At 69.4% G+C, this 16,700-nt stretch carries 15 protein-coding genes; 11 read left to right on the top strand and 4 right to left on the bottom strand.

The annotated features are described in order from the left end of the window. Positions 1–109: 109 nt before the first annotated feature. From ACWEFL_RS35340 to ACWEFL_RS35375, 8 genes are all read left to right on the top strand, one after another. Complete coding sequence (locus ACWEFL_RS35340) at positions 110–256, top strand: hypothetical protein (protein ID WP_451721064.1); 147 nt, start codon at positions 110–112, stop codon at positions 254–256. 62 nt (positions 257–318) lie between these two features. Next, on the top strand, positions 319–1,527 hold the full coding sequence (locus ACWEFL_RS35345) for an acyl-CoA dehydrogenase family protein (protein WP_451721066.1): 1,209 nt from the start codon (positions 319–321) through the stop codon (positions 1,525–1,527). Between the two features lie 74 nt (positions 1,528–1,601). Further along, entirely contained in the window at positions 1,602–2,534 is a 933-nt protein-coding gene (locus tag ACWEFL_RS35350; RefSeq protein ID WP_451721068.1) for an SAM-dependent methyltransferase, read from the top strand. A 187-nt stretch (positions 2,535–2,721) separates the two neighbouring features. Next, entirely contained in the window at positions 2,722–2,898 is a 177-nt protein-coding gene (locus ACWEFL_RS35355; protein ID WP_451721070.1) for an FxLD family lanthipeptide, read from the top strand. Positions 2,899–3,145: 247 nt separating this feature from the next. Continuing rightward, the gene (locus tag ACWEFL_RS35360) at positions 3,146–6,100 is read left to right on the top strand and encodes a lantibiotic dehydratase (protein WP_451721090.1); all 2,955 of its coding nucleotides are present in this window, start codon (positions 3,146–3,148) and stop codon (positions 6,098–6,100) included. Further along, entirely contained in the window at positions 6,097–7,332 is a 1,236-nt protein-coding gene (locus ACWEFL_RS35365) for a lanthionine synthetase C family protein (protein WP_451721072.1), read from the top strand. The genes ACWEFL_RS35360 and ACWEFL_RS35365 overlap by 4 nt, the downstream gene beginning before the upstream one ends. A gap of 11 nt (positions 7,333–7,343) precedes the next feature. Continuing rightward, complete coding sequence (fxlM, locus tag ACWEFL_RS35370; RefSeq protein WP_451721074.1) at positions 7,344–9,446, top strand: methyltransferase, FxLD system; 2,103 nt, start codon at positions 7,344–7,346, stop codon at positions 9,444–9,446. Between the two features lie 134 nt (positions 9,447–9,580). Continuing rightward, positions 9,581–10,609: a hypothetical protein gene (locus ACWEFL_RS35375; protein ID WP_451721076.1), complete on the top strand. Its 1,029-nt coding sequence runs from the start codon at positions 9,581–9,583 to the stop codon at positions 10,607–10,609. Here the strand turns inward: ACWEFL_RS35375 and ACWEFL_RS35380 are convergent. Continuing rightward, positions 10,578–11,036: a carboxymuconolactone decarboxylase family protein gene (locus ACWEFL_RS35380; RefSeq protein WP_451721078.1), complete on the bottom strand. Its 459-nt coding sequence runs from the start codon at positions 11,034–11,036 to the stop codon at positions 10,578–10,580. The genes ACWEFL_RS35375 and ACWEFL_RS35380 overlap by 32 nt on opposite strands. Before the next feature lie 86 nt (positions 11,037–11,122). Here ACWEFL_RS35380 and ACWEFL_RS35385 point away from each other — a divergent pair, with 86 nt between their 5' ends. After that, positions 11,123–11,998 carry a sigma-70 family RNA polymerase sigma factor gene (locus tag ACWEFL_RS35385; RefSeq protein WP_451721080.1) on the top strand — a complete coding sequence of 292 codons (876 nt, stop codon included), beginning with the start codon at positions 11,123–11,125 and terminating at the stop codon, positions 11,996–11,998. 99 nt (positions 11,999–12,097) lie between these two features. On the opposite strand, the gene ACWEFL_RS35390 is transcribed toward ACWEFL_RS35385, so the two are convergent. After that, on the bottom strand, positions 12,098–12,478 hold the full coding sequence (locus ACWEFL_RS35390) for a tautomerase family protein (RefSeq protein ID WP_451721082.1): 381 nt from the start codon (positions 12,476–12,478) through the stop codon (positions 12,098–12,100). Positions 12,479–12,541: 63 nt separating this feature from the next. Here ACWEFL_RS35390 and ACWEFL_RS35395 point away from each other — a divergent pair, with 63 nt between their 5' ends. Next, complete coding sequence (locus ACWEFL_RS35395) at positions 12,542–13,030, top strand: MarR family winged helix-turn-helix transcriptional regulator (protein WP_451721084.1); 489 nt, start codon at positions 12,542–12,544, stop codon at positions 13,028–13,030. A 387-nt stretch (positions 13,031–13,417) separates the two neighbouring features. On the opposite strand, the gene ACWEFL_RS35400 is transcribed toward ACWEFL_RS35395, so the two are convergent. Beyond that, entirely contained in the window at positions 13,418–13,888 is a 471-nt protein-coding gene (locus ACWEFL_RS35400; RefSeq protein ID WP_451721086.1) for a pyridoxamine 5'-phosphate oxidase family protein, read from the bottom strand. A gap of 475 nt (positions 13,889–14,363) precedes the next feature. On the opposite strand from ACWEFL_RS35400, the gene ACWEFL_RS35405 reads away from it, so the two are divergent. After that, positions 14,364–15,332, top strand: coding sequence for a TIGR01777 family oxidoreductase (locus ACWEFL_RS35405; protein WP_451721088.1), 969 nt, complete (start codon positions 14,364–14,366; stop codon positions 15,330–15,332). Positions 15,333–15,585: 253 nt separating this feature from the next. Here ACWEFL_RS35405 and ACWEFL_RS35410 read toward each other — a convergent pair whose 3' ends face one another. After that, positions 15,586–16,659 (bottom strand): cytochrome P450 family protein, encoded by a 1,074-nt coding sequence (locus tag ACWEFL_RS35410; protein WP_451721092.1) that lies wholly within the window; start codon positions 16,657–16,659, stop codon positions 15,586–15,588. Positions 16,660–16,700 lie beyond the last annotated feature (41 nt).

The raw sequence follows: 16,700 nt of genomic DNA on the forward strand, positions 1-16,700 counted from the left end.
TCGCCCCGCAATTCCTCAACTTCCCCCAAGTCCACCGCACCACCATGCCCGAACCAACACCACACCACCAAATCGACCTAACGAAGTACTACTAGTCGTCGACGGCATCGTGCTCGGCACCGTCTGCTTCGTCGGCCCCCGGCCACGGCACCTCAGCACCGGACAGACCTCGCTCACCCTCATCAAGACCTATCGCGACGAGGTCGCGGACCTCCTGCACCGCCGCCGGGACCGGCCTCGGCACCACCTGCCGTAGCCGGAGCGGCGCCAGCTCACCCGCACACCGGCAGTCACCGCACGGGGAAGAGGAGATCCACGATGTCCGACGCGTTTCTCACCGACGACCACACAGACCTGCGCCGACAGGTACGCGACTTCGCCGAAGCCGAAGTCGCCCCCGCCGTCACCCGGATGGAAACCGCCGCCGACGTGGAGCGGGACCTCGCGGGGCTGATCGCCCGTCAGGGCTGGATCGGGGCGACGATCCCCTCCGCCTACGGGGGCATGGACGCCGGCCATCTCGCCAAGACCTTGATCAACGAGGAACTGTCGCGGGTCAGCGGTGCGATGGGCGCGATGGCGCAGGCTTCCCAGCTCGGCACGGCAGGCATCCTGCATTTCGGCAACGACGAGCAGAAGCACGCGTGGCTTCCGCGGATCGCCGACGGGTCGTGCCTGCCGACCATCGCCGTGACCGAGGGAGTGTCCGGAGGACATGTCCTGGGCATGGAGGCGACCGGTCGGCGCAAGGGACGCCGCTGGATCCTGACCGGCCGGAAGATCTACATCGGCAACTCCCACATCGGGCACGTTCACAAGGTCGTCGTCCGCACGGGCAAAGGAAGTCGCGGTCTGACCGCGTTCCTGGTGGAAGCCGACCGGCCCGGCATCGGCCTCGCGCCGCTCCAGCCCGCCCTGGGCCTGCGCGGGTTCAGTTTCGGCGAACTGGTCCTCGACGACGTCCGCATACCCGAGACCCACGTCCTCGGCGAGGTAGGCGACGGACTGGCCGTCGCCTACTCCTCCAGCGTCCTCTACGGCCGCCCCAACCTCACCGCGCTCGCGCTCGGCATCCAGCAGGCCGCCATGGACCAGACCCTCGCCTTCGCCACCGGACGCCGCCGCTACGGTCGAGACCTCGCCGAACTCCCCACCATCCGGCAGCAGATCGGCCGAATGGAGTCCTGGCTCCGCACCTCCCGCCTCACCGCCTACCACGCCGCCCACCAGCTCGACCAGGGCCGACCCTGCGACGCCGACCTCATCAACGCCAAACACGTCACCGTCCAGGCCGCCCTCGACACCGTACGCACCGGCATGGACATCCACGCCGCCGCCGGTCTCCTCACCTCCCTGCCCATGGAGCGCTACCTCCGCGACGCCCACCACATCAACCCGCCCGCCGGCACCAGCGACATCCAGCTCCTACGCCTCGCGGAGGAAGCCCTGGGCGTGGGCAAGGGCCAGTGGTCCCAGCGTCTCGAACACTCCTGGCCTCCCAGACCCGTCGCGGTCCCGACAGCTTGAACCAGGCCCGCCCCAGTGGTGGGGGCCATATCCCCGGCTTCCTCTGCCCGCACACCGACCCTCCCGGACGCACCATGGACCAGAACCCCTCCTTCTCCACCCCCGGCCACGCAGACCGGAGCCTTTTCGTCCGCCCGGCGACGGTGCCGTGGGCGGTCCCCCGGACCGGTGAGACCCTCATCGGGCTGCCAGCGAACTGGTCGAACATCCCGAACCCCGCCCGCGTCTACGACTGGCTCCTCGGCGGCGGCGACAACTACCAGGTCGACGAGGCTCTGGCCGGCTATCTGACGCTGGAGGCGGAATGGCTGCGCACCGCCGCCACCATCAACCGCATCCACAACGCCCTCACCACCACCCGGCTCGCCTCGTTCGGCATCACCCAGTTCCTCGACCTCGGCTGCGGATACCCCTCACCACCCAGCCGGGAAGAGTGGTCACCCAACACCCACGAAGCGGCCGGATCACCGGGCAGTGCCTCCGTGGTCGTGTACGTCGACAAGGACTCGGTCGTCACCGCGCACGCGCGGGCGCGGCTTGAGGAGCGGCCGGGTGTCACGGCCGTTCAGGGCGACATCGTCACGGGCCTCGACCGCATCCTGACCTTGCCCGATATCGACTTTCTCGATCGGAGCCGCCCCATCGCGGTCCTGCTGCACGACGTCCTGCCCTACATCGCCGACGACGAGGCCGTGCAACGGCTCCTGACCACCCTGCGGGACTGGCTGCCCTCCGGCAGCGCACTCTCCATCACCCACGCCACAGCCGACCTCAGCCCGGACGAAATGGCCGCCGTCACCAGCCACTACACCAAAGCCCGCATCGCGTACCGACCCCGCGACAAGGACCACGTCCAAGCCCTCTTCGGGGACTGGCCCCAGCTCGGGCCCGGAGTCGTCCCCACCGCCCACTGGCACCCCGACCACCCCCACGCACACGAGCAGCCCTATGTGTCCGGCGCCTACGCCGGCGTCGCGATCACGCCAGGCGCGGTGGGGAGAACATGATTCAGCCATCCTCACCCGACGAACCGGCGGGTTCCGGGCATCCCACCGTGGAAAGGGCTCGCACGGTCGATGCCCCATGGCGGGGTGATTACCCTCCCCCGAAGTCTCCCGGCCCTGACACGGACATCGTGTCGCGGCCGGGCCGGCAAGAGCACCTCCATCCACTACCAGAGGATTCGAGATGGCAATGAGCGCGAGTTCCACGCACCTTGATCCCGACCCCGTCCGGACCGAGGAGGAACCGGACGGCTTCGATCTGGACATCACTTTCCTGGAGGTGGCGGACCCGGCCGTCCTGGTCAACATGACCGACGACGGATGCGGCACGACCTGTGAGGGATCCACCTGCATCAGCGCTGCCTGACAGTCGTAGGCGGCCGGACGACGACCCCGACCTCGTCCGTACGGGGAAGCGCCCGGCCGCCGCCCCACCTATTGCATCGAGGAGGAACCTGGTGATGCCGGCGGAGCGCAGCGATGTGGGTTTCCGGTCGATGGAAGGTGCGCTGATACGAGCTACGCCCAACGCCCGTCTGAAGCTGCCACCATGGCCCGACCTCACCGGATCCAGCCCCGAGAGTACGGCCCAGCAGGCGGACTGGCTTCGCCGGATGTGGGCGAGGCCCGAAGTCACCGATGCCGTCGCGCACGCCAGCCCGGGATTGGACCGGCAGATCCGCCGCATTTGCGCCGAGGCGCATCCCCATGCCCGTGAGACCCGGCGAGCCGCACTGTCCGTTGCCCGCTACGCACGGCGTCTGAGCGGTCGTCCCACTCCCTCCGGCCTCTTCGCCGGAGTGGTCCCGGCTGCCTTCGGAGCCGAACCGCATTCCCGCTGGGGTTCTGATCACCGGGCGGTGGCCAGAGCCGACGGCGAGTGGCTTGCGGGCGTCATCCACCGGGTGGAGGGACGCCCGGAGGCACTTGAGCGTCTGCCCGTGGTGGCGAACTCCACTACGTTCGTTCGGGGAGACCGCCTGATCGTGCCGTACCAGCTCCGTCCCGGCGAGCGGACAGGTGCGATGGAGGTGTCGATGCGAAACACGGCCCCGGTACAACTCGCCCTGCGCGCGGCGCGGTCACCGATTCGCTTCGGGGATCTGAGGAAGAGGCTTCAGTCCGGGTTCCTCACGGCCTCTTCCGAGAAGACCGGAAGTCTGCTCACTCGACTCGTCGCGCATCGAGCGCTGATCACCAGCCTTCACGCGCCCGGTACGGAACCCGACGCGCTGGGACATCTGCTGGAGCAACTGGAGTCGGCGGGCACGGAAGCGGTCGCGCCCGTGACCGGCCTACGGGAGATCCACGCCCTTCTCGAACGCCACCACCGGGCCACTGCGGAGGAAAGCCGACGCATCCGCGCGGACGCGGCTGCCCGGATGAGCCTTCTGGCCCGCACCCGACGGCACCCGGTCGCGCTGGACCTCCGCCTCGACGCACAGGTCGTGCTGCCGCGAGAAGTCGCCCGAGAGGCGGAGAGGGCAGCGATGGTGCTGGCCCGTCTGAGCGGTTCGCCCCACGGCACCCGCGTCTGGCGCGACTACCACCGGCGGTTCTACGAGCGGTTCGGCACGGGTGCGCTCGTGCCCGTCCTCGACGTGGTGGCGGACAGCGGGATCGGCTGGCCCGACGGCTACCCCGGTACGAGGATGCCGGAGCAGCGTCCGGAGCGTTCACGCCGAGACGAGAGGCTGCTGGCCCTCGCGCAGAGCGCGGCGCTGGACGCGCGCAGGGAAGTCGTGCTGGAGGAGACGCTGATCTCCGACCTGGAACCGCGTGAGGGCGGGCCCGTGCGGCTACCTCCTCACCTGGAACTGTGCCTCCGCATGAACGCTCCGGACCTGACCGCCGTGCGGCGCGGCGACTTCCGGCTGACCGTCCTCTCCGTCTCCCGCGCGGCCGGCGTGGTGGCAGGCAGACTCCTCAGCGTTCTCGACGGTCATGGCGGAGAGCGGTTCGCCGCCCAGTTCACCCACCTCGATGCCGACGAACGGGACACCGTGTGCGCCCAGTTGTCGTTTCCGCCGCTGGACCCCGCCACCGCGCATGTGACCAGAGCCGCGAGAACGCTTCCGACCGTGGTCAGCCTCGCCGAGTACCGCGACCCCACCAGCGCGGACGTCCTCACCGTGGAGGACCTCGCGGTGGGATGCGACGGACAGCGCCTGTATCTGGCTGCTCCCGGGCTCGGCCGTCGGGTGGACACGTGGGCGATGCATGCGCTGAATCTGCGCACGCACACCCCGCCACTGGCCCGGTTTCTGACCGAACTTCCCCGTGCATTGTGTGCACAGGTCAGCGACTTCGACTGGGGCGCTGCGGCCGGGCTGCCCTTTCTGCCCCGGCTGCTCTACGGCCGTACGGTGCTGGCTCCGGCCCGGTGGCGGCTCGATGCCGCCGAACTGCCCGGCCGGACTGTGGCCTGGGAGGCATGGGATACGGCGCTGGCAGAGTGGCGCGCACGGCGCCGCCTGCCGCCTTCGGTCTACCTCGTGGACGGCGACTGGCGGCTCCCGCTCGATCTGGACGATGCCGGGCACCGGGTGCTGCTGCGCGAACATCTGAACTCCAAGCACCTCGCCGTGCTGAAGGAAGCATCGGGTGAGGACGCTGCCGGATGGTGCGAGGGGAGAGCACACGAGGTGGTCGTCCCGCTCACGGCCCGACAGCCACCGTTCCGGCCCGCCCTTCCCCGCCCTGCCCTGGAGCGGGTCGTCTCCAGGGACCATGGACATACCCCAGGCGTCTCACCGGTCTTTTTGGCACAGCTCCACGGGGACGTACAGCGCCAGGACACGGTCCTCGCGGAGCATCTGCCCGCGCTTCTGTCCCGTTGGGAGGACGAGCACCCCGTGTGGTGGTTCCTCCGTTTCCGCGAGGGCCGCGACGACTGCCTGCGGCTCCGTATCTCCCTTCCGGCCCCCGGCCCGGAGACCTTCGGTGATGCCGTCGGCCGGGTGAGCGGATGGGCGGACGGTCTGCGCCGGGCCGGGCTTCTGCGGGGGGTGACCTACTCGACCTCCTACCCGGAGAACGGACGCTGGGGCTCCGGAGAGGCGCTGTCCGCGGTCGAGAGGGTGTTCGCCGCCGACTCCCGAACGGTACTCGCCCAGCTCTCCCAGTCCGGAAGACCTGACCGCCGGGTGCTCGCCGCCGCCCAATTCCTCGCCGTCGCGGTCGGCTTCACCGGGAGCGCGGAAGCCGGAACGGCGTGGTTGATCGACCGGATCCCGAAGACCGCCCCGGCGCAGGTGCCGCGATCGGTCTTCGCCGAGGCCGTGCGTCTGGCCGACCCCCGCGACGGCTTCAGCGCCCTGCGGCGGGTGCCCGCAGGCGCTGTGATCGTGGACGCGTGGGCGGAGCGGGCCCGCGCCATCGCCGCGTACCGCGCCCACCTGCCCGGCCCGCACACCGAGGGCGTAGACGCCGACGCCGCCCTGGACTCTCTCCTGCATACGCACTTCCTGCGGGCGTACGGCATCGATCCCGAGGCCAAAGCGGCATGCCTCTATCTGGCGCGGGCCGCAGCGCTCGCGTTCACCGCCCGTACAGGAGGCCGCCCATGAGACCGGAAGACGCCCTGGACTTCGCCGACCGGCTCGCCCATCCGATCTCATCGGGTCTGCCCACGGGCAAGGCGTGGTGGCCGCAGTCACTCGCGCACGGAGTCCCCGGGATCGCGCTGCTGCACATCGAACTGGCGGCGGCCGGACAGCGGCCGTGGCAACGCGTCCACGACTGGCTGACGGTGGCTACGGCCTCCCCCGTCGCCCGCGGAGCGAGCACGGCGCTGTTCTACGGCGCGCCCGCCGTCGCAACCGCGCTCGCCGCCGCCGCATCCGTGCGTCCCGGTGCCTACCGGGGAGCCCTCGCAGCCCTCGACGCGCGGATCACCGCCGACGCCCACCGCCGGGTCGATACGGCGAACTCCCGTATCCATGAGGGCGCGCTACCAGTGATGGCCGAGTTCGACACGATCCGCGGCCTCGCCGGCATCGGCGCGTACCTGCTGAGCCGCACCCCGGACATGGACGATGCCTTACGCGCGGTCCTCGGCTATCTGGTGCGGATGACCACGCCGCTGGGCGGCGGCGGGACCGCCTTGCCGGGGTGGTGGACCGGCACCGGCCCTACCGGCCACCCGGAGACGGAGTTTGCCGGCGGGCACGGCAACTTCGGCCTCGCCCACGGGATCGGCGGACCGCTCGCCCTGCTCTCCCTCGCCGCTCTGCGCGGCATCACCGTGCCGGGACAGCCGGACGCCATCACGAGGATCTGCACCTGGCTGGACTCCTGGCGCATCGACACCCCCGCCGGCGTCCGCTGGCCGTACATGATCACCCGGGAGGAACTGGACACCAAGCCCGCCCATCCCCACCACAGCGGGGCCAGACGGCGACCGTCCTGGTGCTACGGGACCGTCGGCCTGGCCCGAGCGCAGCAGCTCGCTGCCCTCGCGACCGGCGACTCCGACCGGCGGCTCATGGCCGAGGAGTCGCTTCTCAGTGCTCTGACCGATCCCGCTCAGCGTGCCGCGACCACGGACGGGTCGCTCTGCCACGGATACGCCGGGCTCGCCCACATCGCGGCCCTCGCCGCCGCCGACTCCGGCGAACCCACCGCCGCACGGCTGAGGGGCCTTGCCCCCGAACTGCTGGCCGCCGCACAGCCCACCACCACGGACGCGACCGGGTCCGGCCTTCTGGAAGGCGCGGCCGGTATCGCCCTCGCCGCCCTCGCTCCGACAGCCGGACATGTGCCCGCCACGGGCTGGGACACCTGCCTGCTGATCGCCTGACCGTCACCGAGATGAGGAAGCCCCGCGATCCGATGCCACCCGACACCGCATGGCACCAGTACCTGATCGAGTTCACCGACCGTGCCACAGCCGAACAGACCACAGCTCAGGACCTCGCACCCGCCCTGAACGCCGCCTCGGACGCGGGGATCCGGAGGTCATGGTGGTTCATCCGCAAAATCCCCGCATGGCGGCTCCGCTACCGGCCCGACGACGCGAGCACCACGGCGGTGGACGATCTGCTGGCCGAGCTGAGCGGCCGGGGCCGCGTCACCAGCGGGACGCGCGGCATCTACGAGCCCGAAACCCTCGCCTTCGGCGGCCCCGCCGCGATGGACGCCGCGCACGAACTCTTCCACCAGGACAGCCTCCATCTCCTCGACCGCGCCGCCCACGGCGACAGCCGGAACCCTGGGCGGCGCGAGACCACGATGCTGCTGTTCAGCACGATGCTGCGCGCCGCCGGGCTGGACTGGTACGAGCAGGGCGACGTCTGGGCGAAGATCACCGCACTTCGGCCTGTCACCCGCCCGACGACGGCCCAGCCGCCGGAACCGTATCGAGCCGTACGGCGGCTGATGACCGCCGATCCCGGCAGCGTGCCCGGACTGATGCCCGAGCCGTGGCTCTCCGCCTTCGAGACCGCGGGCCAGGCCCTTGCCACACTGGCGCGCCGAGGGCGACTGGAGCGCGGCCTGCGCGCCGTCCTCGCCCACCACTTCATCTTCCACGCCAACCGCGCCGGCCTCACGGGAACCGATCAGGCAACCCTGGCGGCACTGGCCGTGGACACCGTCTTCCACACCCCTGAACGGCCGGTTTCCTCCGGCACCGCACCCGACACCCCTAAGGTCCGCGCTATGACGACCACCGCGAGCGACACCGCCTCGTCCGCCTCCGCCGAAGCCCTCCGCAACAAGCTCGCCGACCGGCTCCAGGGCCGCGACACGATCCACACACCCGCTGTGGAGGCCGCGATCCGCAGCACTCCCCGGCACCTCTTCGTGCCCGGCGTGCCCCTGGACGAGGCATACGCGAACGAGCCCGTGTACACCAAGCACGACGGCGACGGCACCCGCATCAGCGCCGCCTCACAGCCCGCGATCGTGGCCATGATGCTCGAACAGCTCCGGCTCGAACCCGGGCACCGAGTCCTCGAAGTGGGCGCGGGCACCGGCTACAACGCTGCCCTGATGGCCGCCATCGTCGGCGAGAACGGACACGTCACCACCATCGACGTCGATGACGACCTGGTGGACGACGCCCGCAAGCACCTCGCCGCCGCGGGCATCACCGGCGTGGACGTCGTCCTCGCGGACGGAGCGCTCGGCCACCCCGACGCGGCCCCCTATGACCGCATCATCGCGACCGTAGGCGCATTCGAGACACCGACGCCGTGGCTGGAGCAGCTCGCCCCCGGTGGACGCCTCGTCGTCCCCCTCCGTCTGGCCGGTGCCGTGTCCCGCAGCATCGCCTTCGAGTACGACGGGGAGGGCTGGCACAGTACCGAAAGCGAAATGGCGGTGTTCATGCCCTTGCGCGGTATCGGCGACGACGCCCGCCGCATCATCGACCTCACCGGCACCGGAGAGGTCACCTTGCAGACACACAAGGACAACGTCGGCGCCACCGACCCCGAAGCACTCGCAGGAGTTCTCGAAACTCCGCGGCACGAAGTGTGGACCGGCGTGATCTTCGCTCCGATGCAGACGTTCGAATGGCTCGATCTCTGGCTCGCCTGCAGGCTCCCCAACCCCCTCATGCGGATGGAAGTCGAGCCCGCCGCCAAGGACAGCGGCCTGGTCACGCCGATGTTCCCCAAGGTCGCCATGTCCACCACCGCCGCTGACGGCAGCCTCGCCTACCTCACCATCCGCCCCGCCGAACCCGCCCCCGACGGCGGCAAGCGATACGAGGTCGGCGTCATCGGCCACGGACCCCACGGTGCCGACCTCGCCAACGAAGTCGGCAGCCACATCACCACCTGGGACACCGGCTTCCGCACACGCACCGTCCGCTTCGAGATCACCGGCACGACCGAGCCAATGGCCCCCGACGCCGGGCGGTACGTCCTGCCCCGCCCCCACCACCCCGTCACCGTCATCTGGGAGTAACCGGGATGGACCCCACCGGGCCCATAGCCCGCCGCTTCCCTCTCGTCGCCCGTCCCCGCCCGGCATGCAAGCCCCTGGACCAACGCGTCCAGGACCTGTGCACTCGCGCCCGCACGGCAGACGAGACGAACGACATGGCAGCGGCATCCGCCGTCCACAACCTCGCGGCGCTCCTCGCCTCGGACTGCGGCCTGCCCGACCTCGCCCGGCAGTGGTGCCACCGACAAGCACACGTGTACCTGCGCGCCCGCCCCCTGGGCGCGCAGGCCGCCCGACTTGCCCTCGAACCCCTCGTCAACCTGGCCCGCCTCCACATCCGCGACGGTGACGGAGACCGCGCCCACCACCTCATCGACGCCCTCTACACAGCCGTCTCCACCCGCACCGACACGACAATCGACGGCGTGGAGATCCCCGCCTCCAACCTCACCGCTTCCCCGGAGGCGCACAAGGACGTACAGCGCTGGCTTTGGGCGACGATGCTGGCAACCAGCGCCCGAGCGCTCGCTGTCGTCGGCCGCTGGGAAGAGGCACGCATGCGCCTGCAGCAGCACAACGGAATCGGCAACCGGATGCTCGACGGCCGTCAAGTCGCGGTGATCGCCAGCGCGTCGGCCGGAGACACGAGCAGCGCTCTCGCTCTCCTCGACGCCACCCGATCCGGTGCTACCTGGGAGAACACCGTGACCGCCTGCCTGAAGCTGCTCTGCCGCAGACATGGCCCGGCTATCCGTGAACTACACAAGACCTACCGGAAATCCGACCGATCACATGACGGCTTGGCGGTCTTCCACACCCGTCTCGGGCTGACCGTGATCGACGCCTTCGGCGGCCTTGAAGACCCCTACGGCCACGCGGCAGCCACTGATCTCATTCACCAGGTGGAGAATTCCCGCGACGGATACGCGGCACAGGACCTTCTGTCGCATGCCGGTTGTGCCGAAATCCTTTCACAGAGCCAAGCCCTTGCCCTCCGGGAAACGGTGGATGCATGTGGTTTTGACAGCGGTTCCATACCCGCGGACCTCCATGAGGACCTCGTGGATGCTCTGAGTACTGCAACGACTGTGATCGCCAGGCGAGCAGACCCCGACCTCAATCGCCGACCGAGTCGTCAGAGCCACGCTGGGCTCAGCCCCAGGTCTGGCCGGCCGGTTCTTTGATGGTGCGGTTGATCCGGTTGAAGAAGTTGGTCAGAGCGATCTCCAGGTTGATCGCGCCGATCTGCTCCTCGGTGAAATGGGCGTTGACCTCTTCCCAGATCTCGTCGGTGACTCCCTCCGCACCGTCCTGCAGCCGGGTGGCGGCCTCGGCCAGCGCCAGTGCCGCACGCTCCGCATCGGTGTAGAACTGTGCCTCACGCCATGCCGCGACGTTGTGCAGCCGCTCGTCGGTGTCACCGGCCTTCTTCCCTCCGGCGACACCGGCGTGGACGCACGCCGAGCAGCTGTTGATCTGGCTGGCGCGCAGGTGGACCAGGGCGAGCAGCTTCGGGTCGACGCCTCCGGCGGTGATCGCCTTCTGTAGGTGCCCGACCGCCTTCCACACGTCGGGGTTGTCGGTTTTCTTGTTCTTCAGCCGGTTCTGCATGGCAGGGTGCTCTCCTCGGTCGGGTTACGTTGCCGGGCTGGCGCCCGTCACCCCTATGACGGAGCAGCTTCCAGGGAGGTAACACCATGTCCGGCGCCCACCCCGCCGATCCGGTCGCCGAGGCCTTCGAGACGCACCGTGACCGGCTCACAGCCGTTGCCTACCGCGTGCTGGGCTCGCATGCCGACGCGGACGACGCGGTCCAGGAGGCGTGGCTGCGTCTGTCCCGCCAGGACGCCGATACCATCGACAATCTCGGCGGCTGGCTGACCACCGTGGTCGGCCGCATCAGCCTCGATCTCCTGCGCTCGGGCCGCACGCGCCCGACAGTCCCTCTCGACGACCAGCTGCCCGAACTCACCGTGACGCTCGACGATGCTCCGACTCCGGAAGAGCTTGTGGCACTGGGCGACTCGGTGGGCCTGGCGCTGTTGACGGTCCTGGACTCGCTGCGTCCCGATGAGCGCCTGGCGTTCGTGCTGCACGATGTGTTCGCCGTGCCCCACGGGGAGATCGGCACCATCCTGGGCAGATCCACCGACGCGGCCAAGATGCTCACCAGTCGCGCCCGCCGGAAGGTTCGGGCCGCGCGGCAGTCGGCAAGCGACCGACAGCAGCAACGCGAGGTGGTCGGGGCGTTCTTGGCCGCGGCCCGCGAGGGCCGGTTCGAGCGGTTGCTGGAAGTTCTCCACCCCGAGGTGGAACTCACCGTCCGCACCCCCGGCGGACGGTTCGTCACGATCGGGGCCACCGAGGTCGCCGGCCGCGCCCGAGTGGCCGGCGGCGCGGCACGCGGACATGCGGCGACTGTCAACGGGCGACCCGGCATCGTCGCCTGGAACGAGGACGGCACCCCGCTGTCCCTGCTTGCCTTCACCGTCGCGGATGGCCGCATCACCGAGATCACCGCCGTGGTCGACCCGGCCGAACTCGCGCGCATGGACCTGCCGGACCCGGTGTGACTGATGAAGCCGACGCGGAAAAACGGTGGAGCCGTTCCACCTCTACTACCGCTGCTGAGCCTGAGGACAGCCGGTTTGTGAGGTGGCTCAGATGGAGGGTCACATGGTGAGGGCGCCGCCGACGAAGGTACGTTCTGGCGGTGACGCCACGAGTTCGACCATGGTGCCGGGGCGGAGGTCATCACCGACGACGCGCGTGATCGCGTCGGTGAGCGCGGTGCCGAGGCGCGCGGTGATCTCGGCGGCGTCGGGGCGGTCGAAGACGCCGGCGCGGACGCCCAAGATCACCGAGGCGTTTGTGTCCACGGCCTTGCCACCCTGCGCGAAACGGCCTGCGGGGACTCCGGTCAGGCGGACGCTTACGAGGTCGCGAGCCCATTCGCCGTAGACGTCGACGATCGCGTCGGTCAGTGCGGCGACGAGCATGGGTTCCCTACCGGTCAGCCTGTTCTCTGGAAGGTGGACGGTCAGATGCGGCATAGTGGACCTCGTTCCCTTTGAACCCAAAGCCTTTGTGCTTAAAGGTATCTGGAGAGGTCGCTGATGTCCACGGAATCGGACGGTCCAGCCGTCGACGAGGCCGTCCGCACCCTGCTGTTGCTCATGCCACGGCTCGTCGGCCGCGCCAAGCGCCTGCCCATCCCTCCGGCGCTCCAGGGCCTGGACCTGGCACCACGACATCTCGCGCTGCTGGCCCACCTGGAGTACGACGGTCCCACCAGCGTCAACGACCTGGCCGCCCGGCTGGAGGTGGCCCCGACGACCGTCAGCCTCATGGTGAGCGAGCTGTCACGCCCGGGCGTCCTGCAGCGCACTGCCGATCCCGCCGACCGCCGCCGCCGCATCATCGCCATCGCCCCCGCGTACGCCGCACCGATCGGCCAATGGCTTTCCGGCAGCGCCTCTGCCTGGGAATCCGTCATGCGCGGTCTCGCCCCCACGGAACGCGCCACGGTCATCACCGCCCTGCACGCCTACGAGGCCGCCTTGGACCAGGTGGGCGACCAGCATCGGAACGCGCAGCGGCGGTAGCGGGCTTGACGGAGTCGGCATAGCGCGGCTGCTGACACAGCCGCTCTCGCTTCTCGCCAACGTTTTCCCGCCTCGAGATCGCTTGATACTCTATCGAGGCACGGACTGATCACGCGAGTCCGTGCCTCCATGGACGGCTCAGGAGTCGCCGGAGCCAGGGCCTGACGGTCCGACCAGTACAACCTGAGACCGGACAGCACTTGTCCGCTGTCATCCAATCGAGGCGTTTGACAGCGAACCCAGTCGTACGAGGGGACGTACTGGGGGTGCTGGATGGCCGTCCCGACCACGACCCGTCTGCTTTACCACCGAGTTTTGACACCGCCCGTCGATCGGGAGCAACAACGCCCAGCGCCGGCGGAGAATGTGCCCCGTTCGAGACACGCGTTAGACCAGCCACTTCCCGTCGCGCATCAGGGTCCGTCCGGCCATCTCGGGAACCGTCCCCCACGCCTGCAGCACCTGCGGGGTGACCTGGAAGAAGACGTATGAGGGGTGGTCCTCGCGAGGGTCCCAACCGTCCTTGGCGGCGAAGGCGTCACCCACCTCGGCCGGAAGATCCTCGCGGGTCAGCATGCGCGCGGTGCCGTGCACCAGGACCACGTCCCGGGTATGGCCGAAACAGAGCCGGACCCGGCCCGAGGCGCACAGGTTGCGCCCAGTCGGGTTGGTGTCGCGGGTGGACAGCCACACCACCTCGCCGTCCCACCAGAAGGCCAGTGGAACGAGGCACGGCTCGCCAGCGGCGTCGGCAGTGGCGACCCATACGTCGTTGTCCCGTGCGAGCCGTTCAAGCGCCTCGCGCTTGCGCTGGTCCGAACTGCGGGGTCCGCTGGGGCGCGAGTCAACTGACGTCATGTGGGGAGGTTATGGCGTGAGGTGCTCGGTCGCATCCGGCGGCGGAACTAGGTCGCAAGGCGGAGTGGGCGGAGAGGTGTCCTCGTAATTACGAAGCCAACCCGCCCCACCTGATCGTTTGCCAATCAATCCAGTCGCCGCAGGCCAACGTGGGCAGAGAGACTAACTTCGCTGTCAAAGGACAGCACTCGGCCTGTTCGGGGCCCGGCCCCTGAGATTTGTCTCAACGAACCAAGTCCCCGCGTCTCACCCAATGCAGTCCACGCAGATCAGCGAGGCGCGGGCGACTGACTTCGTCGAGACAGGACACACGCCGATTCGCGGATGACGAACGCCCCGATCAGACAGCTCAGCTGACGTCGAGCGGCGTGTGCCGCACGGCGAGGCCAGCTTAAACCGTGGATCACACCCCAAATTTTGAACGCGTTCAACTATTTTGGTCTAGGCTCGCCCTGAGACGAGGGAGGGGCACCCGATGAAGATCGTGATTCCCGGTGGGACCGGGCAGGTCGGCGCGGTCCTGAAGCGCGCACTCGACGCCGCCGGCCACGAGGTCGTGATTCTCACCAGACGTCCCAGGCGTGAGGGCGAGGTCCACTGGGACGGTAGGACCCTGGGGCCGTGGACGGCGGCGGTGGACGGCAGCGATGTCGTGATCAATCTGGCCGGACGCACGGTGAACTGCCGGTACACGGCGGCCAATCTCCAGGAGATGATGGACTCCCGGGTCGACTCCACCCTTGTCGTGGGCGCCGCGATCGCGGGTGCCGCCCGACCGCCCGGGGTCTGGCTGCAGATGAGCACCGCCACGGTGTACGCCCACCGCTTCGACGCCCCCAACGACGAGGCCACCGGTGTGATCGGCGGCACCGAACCGGACGTGCCGGACTACTGGGCGTACAGCGTCGAGATCGCCAATGCCTGGGAGCAGGCTCAGCAGCAGGCCGAAACGCCGGCCACGCGCAAGGTCGCCCTGCGCTCGGCCATGGTGATGAGCCCGGACGCCGGCGGGGTCTTCGCCGTCCTGCTGGGACTGGCCCGCCTGGGTCTCGGCGGGCCAGTCGCGGGCGGAGCGCAGTACGTGTCGTGGATCCACGAACACGACTTCGTGCGCGCGGTGGAGTTCCTGATGGACCGGGAGGACATCGCGGGGCCGGTGAACCTGGCGGCTCCCCATCCCCTGCCGCAGCGCGCGTTCATGCGCGCTCTGCGCTCCGCGTGGGGTGTACCGGTGGGTCTTCCCGCGACCAAGTGGATGGCCGAGGCCGGTGCGTTCGCTCTGCGTTCCGACACCGAACTGCTGCTGAAGAGCCGCCGCGTCGTCCCGGGCCGACTTGCCCAGGCAGGCTTCGACTTCCAGTACCCCACGTGGCCGCAGGCCGCCGACGAGCTGGTGCGCCGGGTCCGCAAACGGGCCGGGATCCGTTCGCCCGCACGCCGGTGAACCGATCCGGGACGCCGGCCGATCCGGCCGCCCCGCCGGGCCCTGGCCAGCCTGCGCAACCCCGCCATTGGAGCCCTCCACCTGGCCGAATGCACCAGCCACCACGCGCGCAACGCCACCTTCCCCCGGCATCACGTGATCGAACCGGGCAGACTCACTGAACGACGCCACCCCTGGGATCGTCCTATGGGCGAGCCGTGAGACGAGTGGGAACCGTCACTCTTCGCGGCAGCTTGCCCGCTCCGAGGCTCGCTCATGTGAGGACGGGAAGCGATTCCAGCCCGCGTACCAGCCGCGTTCCTCTCCAGCGGAGTTGGCCAGGCGGGACGGCGAGTCGAATCCGAGGGAAGCGGCTGAGGATCGCCCGTAGAACGATGTCGGCCTCGGCCCTGGCCAGGGGAGCACCGAGGCAGCGGTGGATGCCGTGGCCGAAGCCGAGGTGGCCGACGGCCTTCCGGTCGAGGTCGAGCCGGAGCGGTGAAGGGAAGCGCTGTGGATCCCGGTTAGCGGCTCCGAGGGCGATCACCACGGGGACGCCGGCCGGAATCTCGGTGCCGCCGAGCGTGATGGCCTCGGTGGTGTAGCGGAAGGTGGCTGTGCTTAGGGGTGAGTCGAAGCGCAGCAGTTCGTCCAGTGCGTGCGGGACGCTCTCCGGGTTCTTTCGCAGTCGCGCCAGCTCAGTGGGGTGTTGGAGCAGGGCCAGGACGGCGTTGCCGAGATAGTTGGTCGTGGTCTCGTGGCCCGCTACGAACAGCAGCACGGCCAGGGAGACCAACTCCCCCTCGCTGAGGTGATCGTCGCCGTCGCGGGCCGCGATGAGGCGGTCGAGGAGTGTGGGACCGGGCTGGCGGCGCTTGGCGGCGATGAGGTCCGTCATGTAGTCGGCGACGGCGTGTGAAGCCGCGTCGATGCGGTCGGGATGTCCTTCCGTGAACAGTTCGGTGGACCATAGCCGTACTTGGGGCCGGTCGGCTTCGGGTACTCCGAGCAGTTCGCAGATGACGGTGACGGGCAGAGGCACCGCCAATTCGGCGACGAGGTCGACCCGCTCGCCGACGGGCCATCGGTCCAGGAGCCTGTCAGCGGTCTCGGCGATGGACGGCCGCAGCTCGGCGACGGCACCTGTCGTGAACGCGTTGGTCACCAGCTTGCGCAAGCGGGTGTGCTCGGGCGGATCGCTGGCCAGCATGTTGTGTGCCACTGCGGGGTGAAGCCGGCGGCGGGATCGCTTGTCGGCGAAGAACGCCGCGGTGTTCTTCGAGAGCCTCGGGTCGCTAAGAACTCCTAACAGAATGGCGTTTCTCGCCTTGGAATACTGGTTCCTGATGGTGCGTTAGCCCTCACATGAGGAGGGGTGAGCAGCTTCCG

This window comes from Streptomyces sp. NPDC004838 (assembly GCF_053600955.1).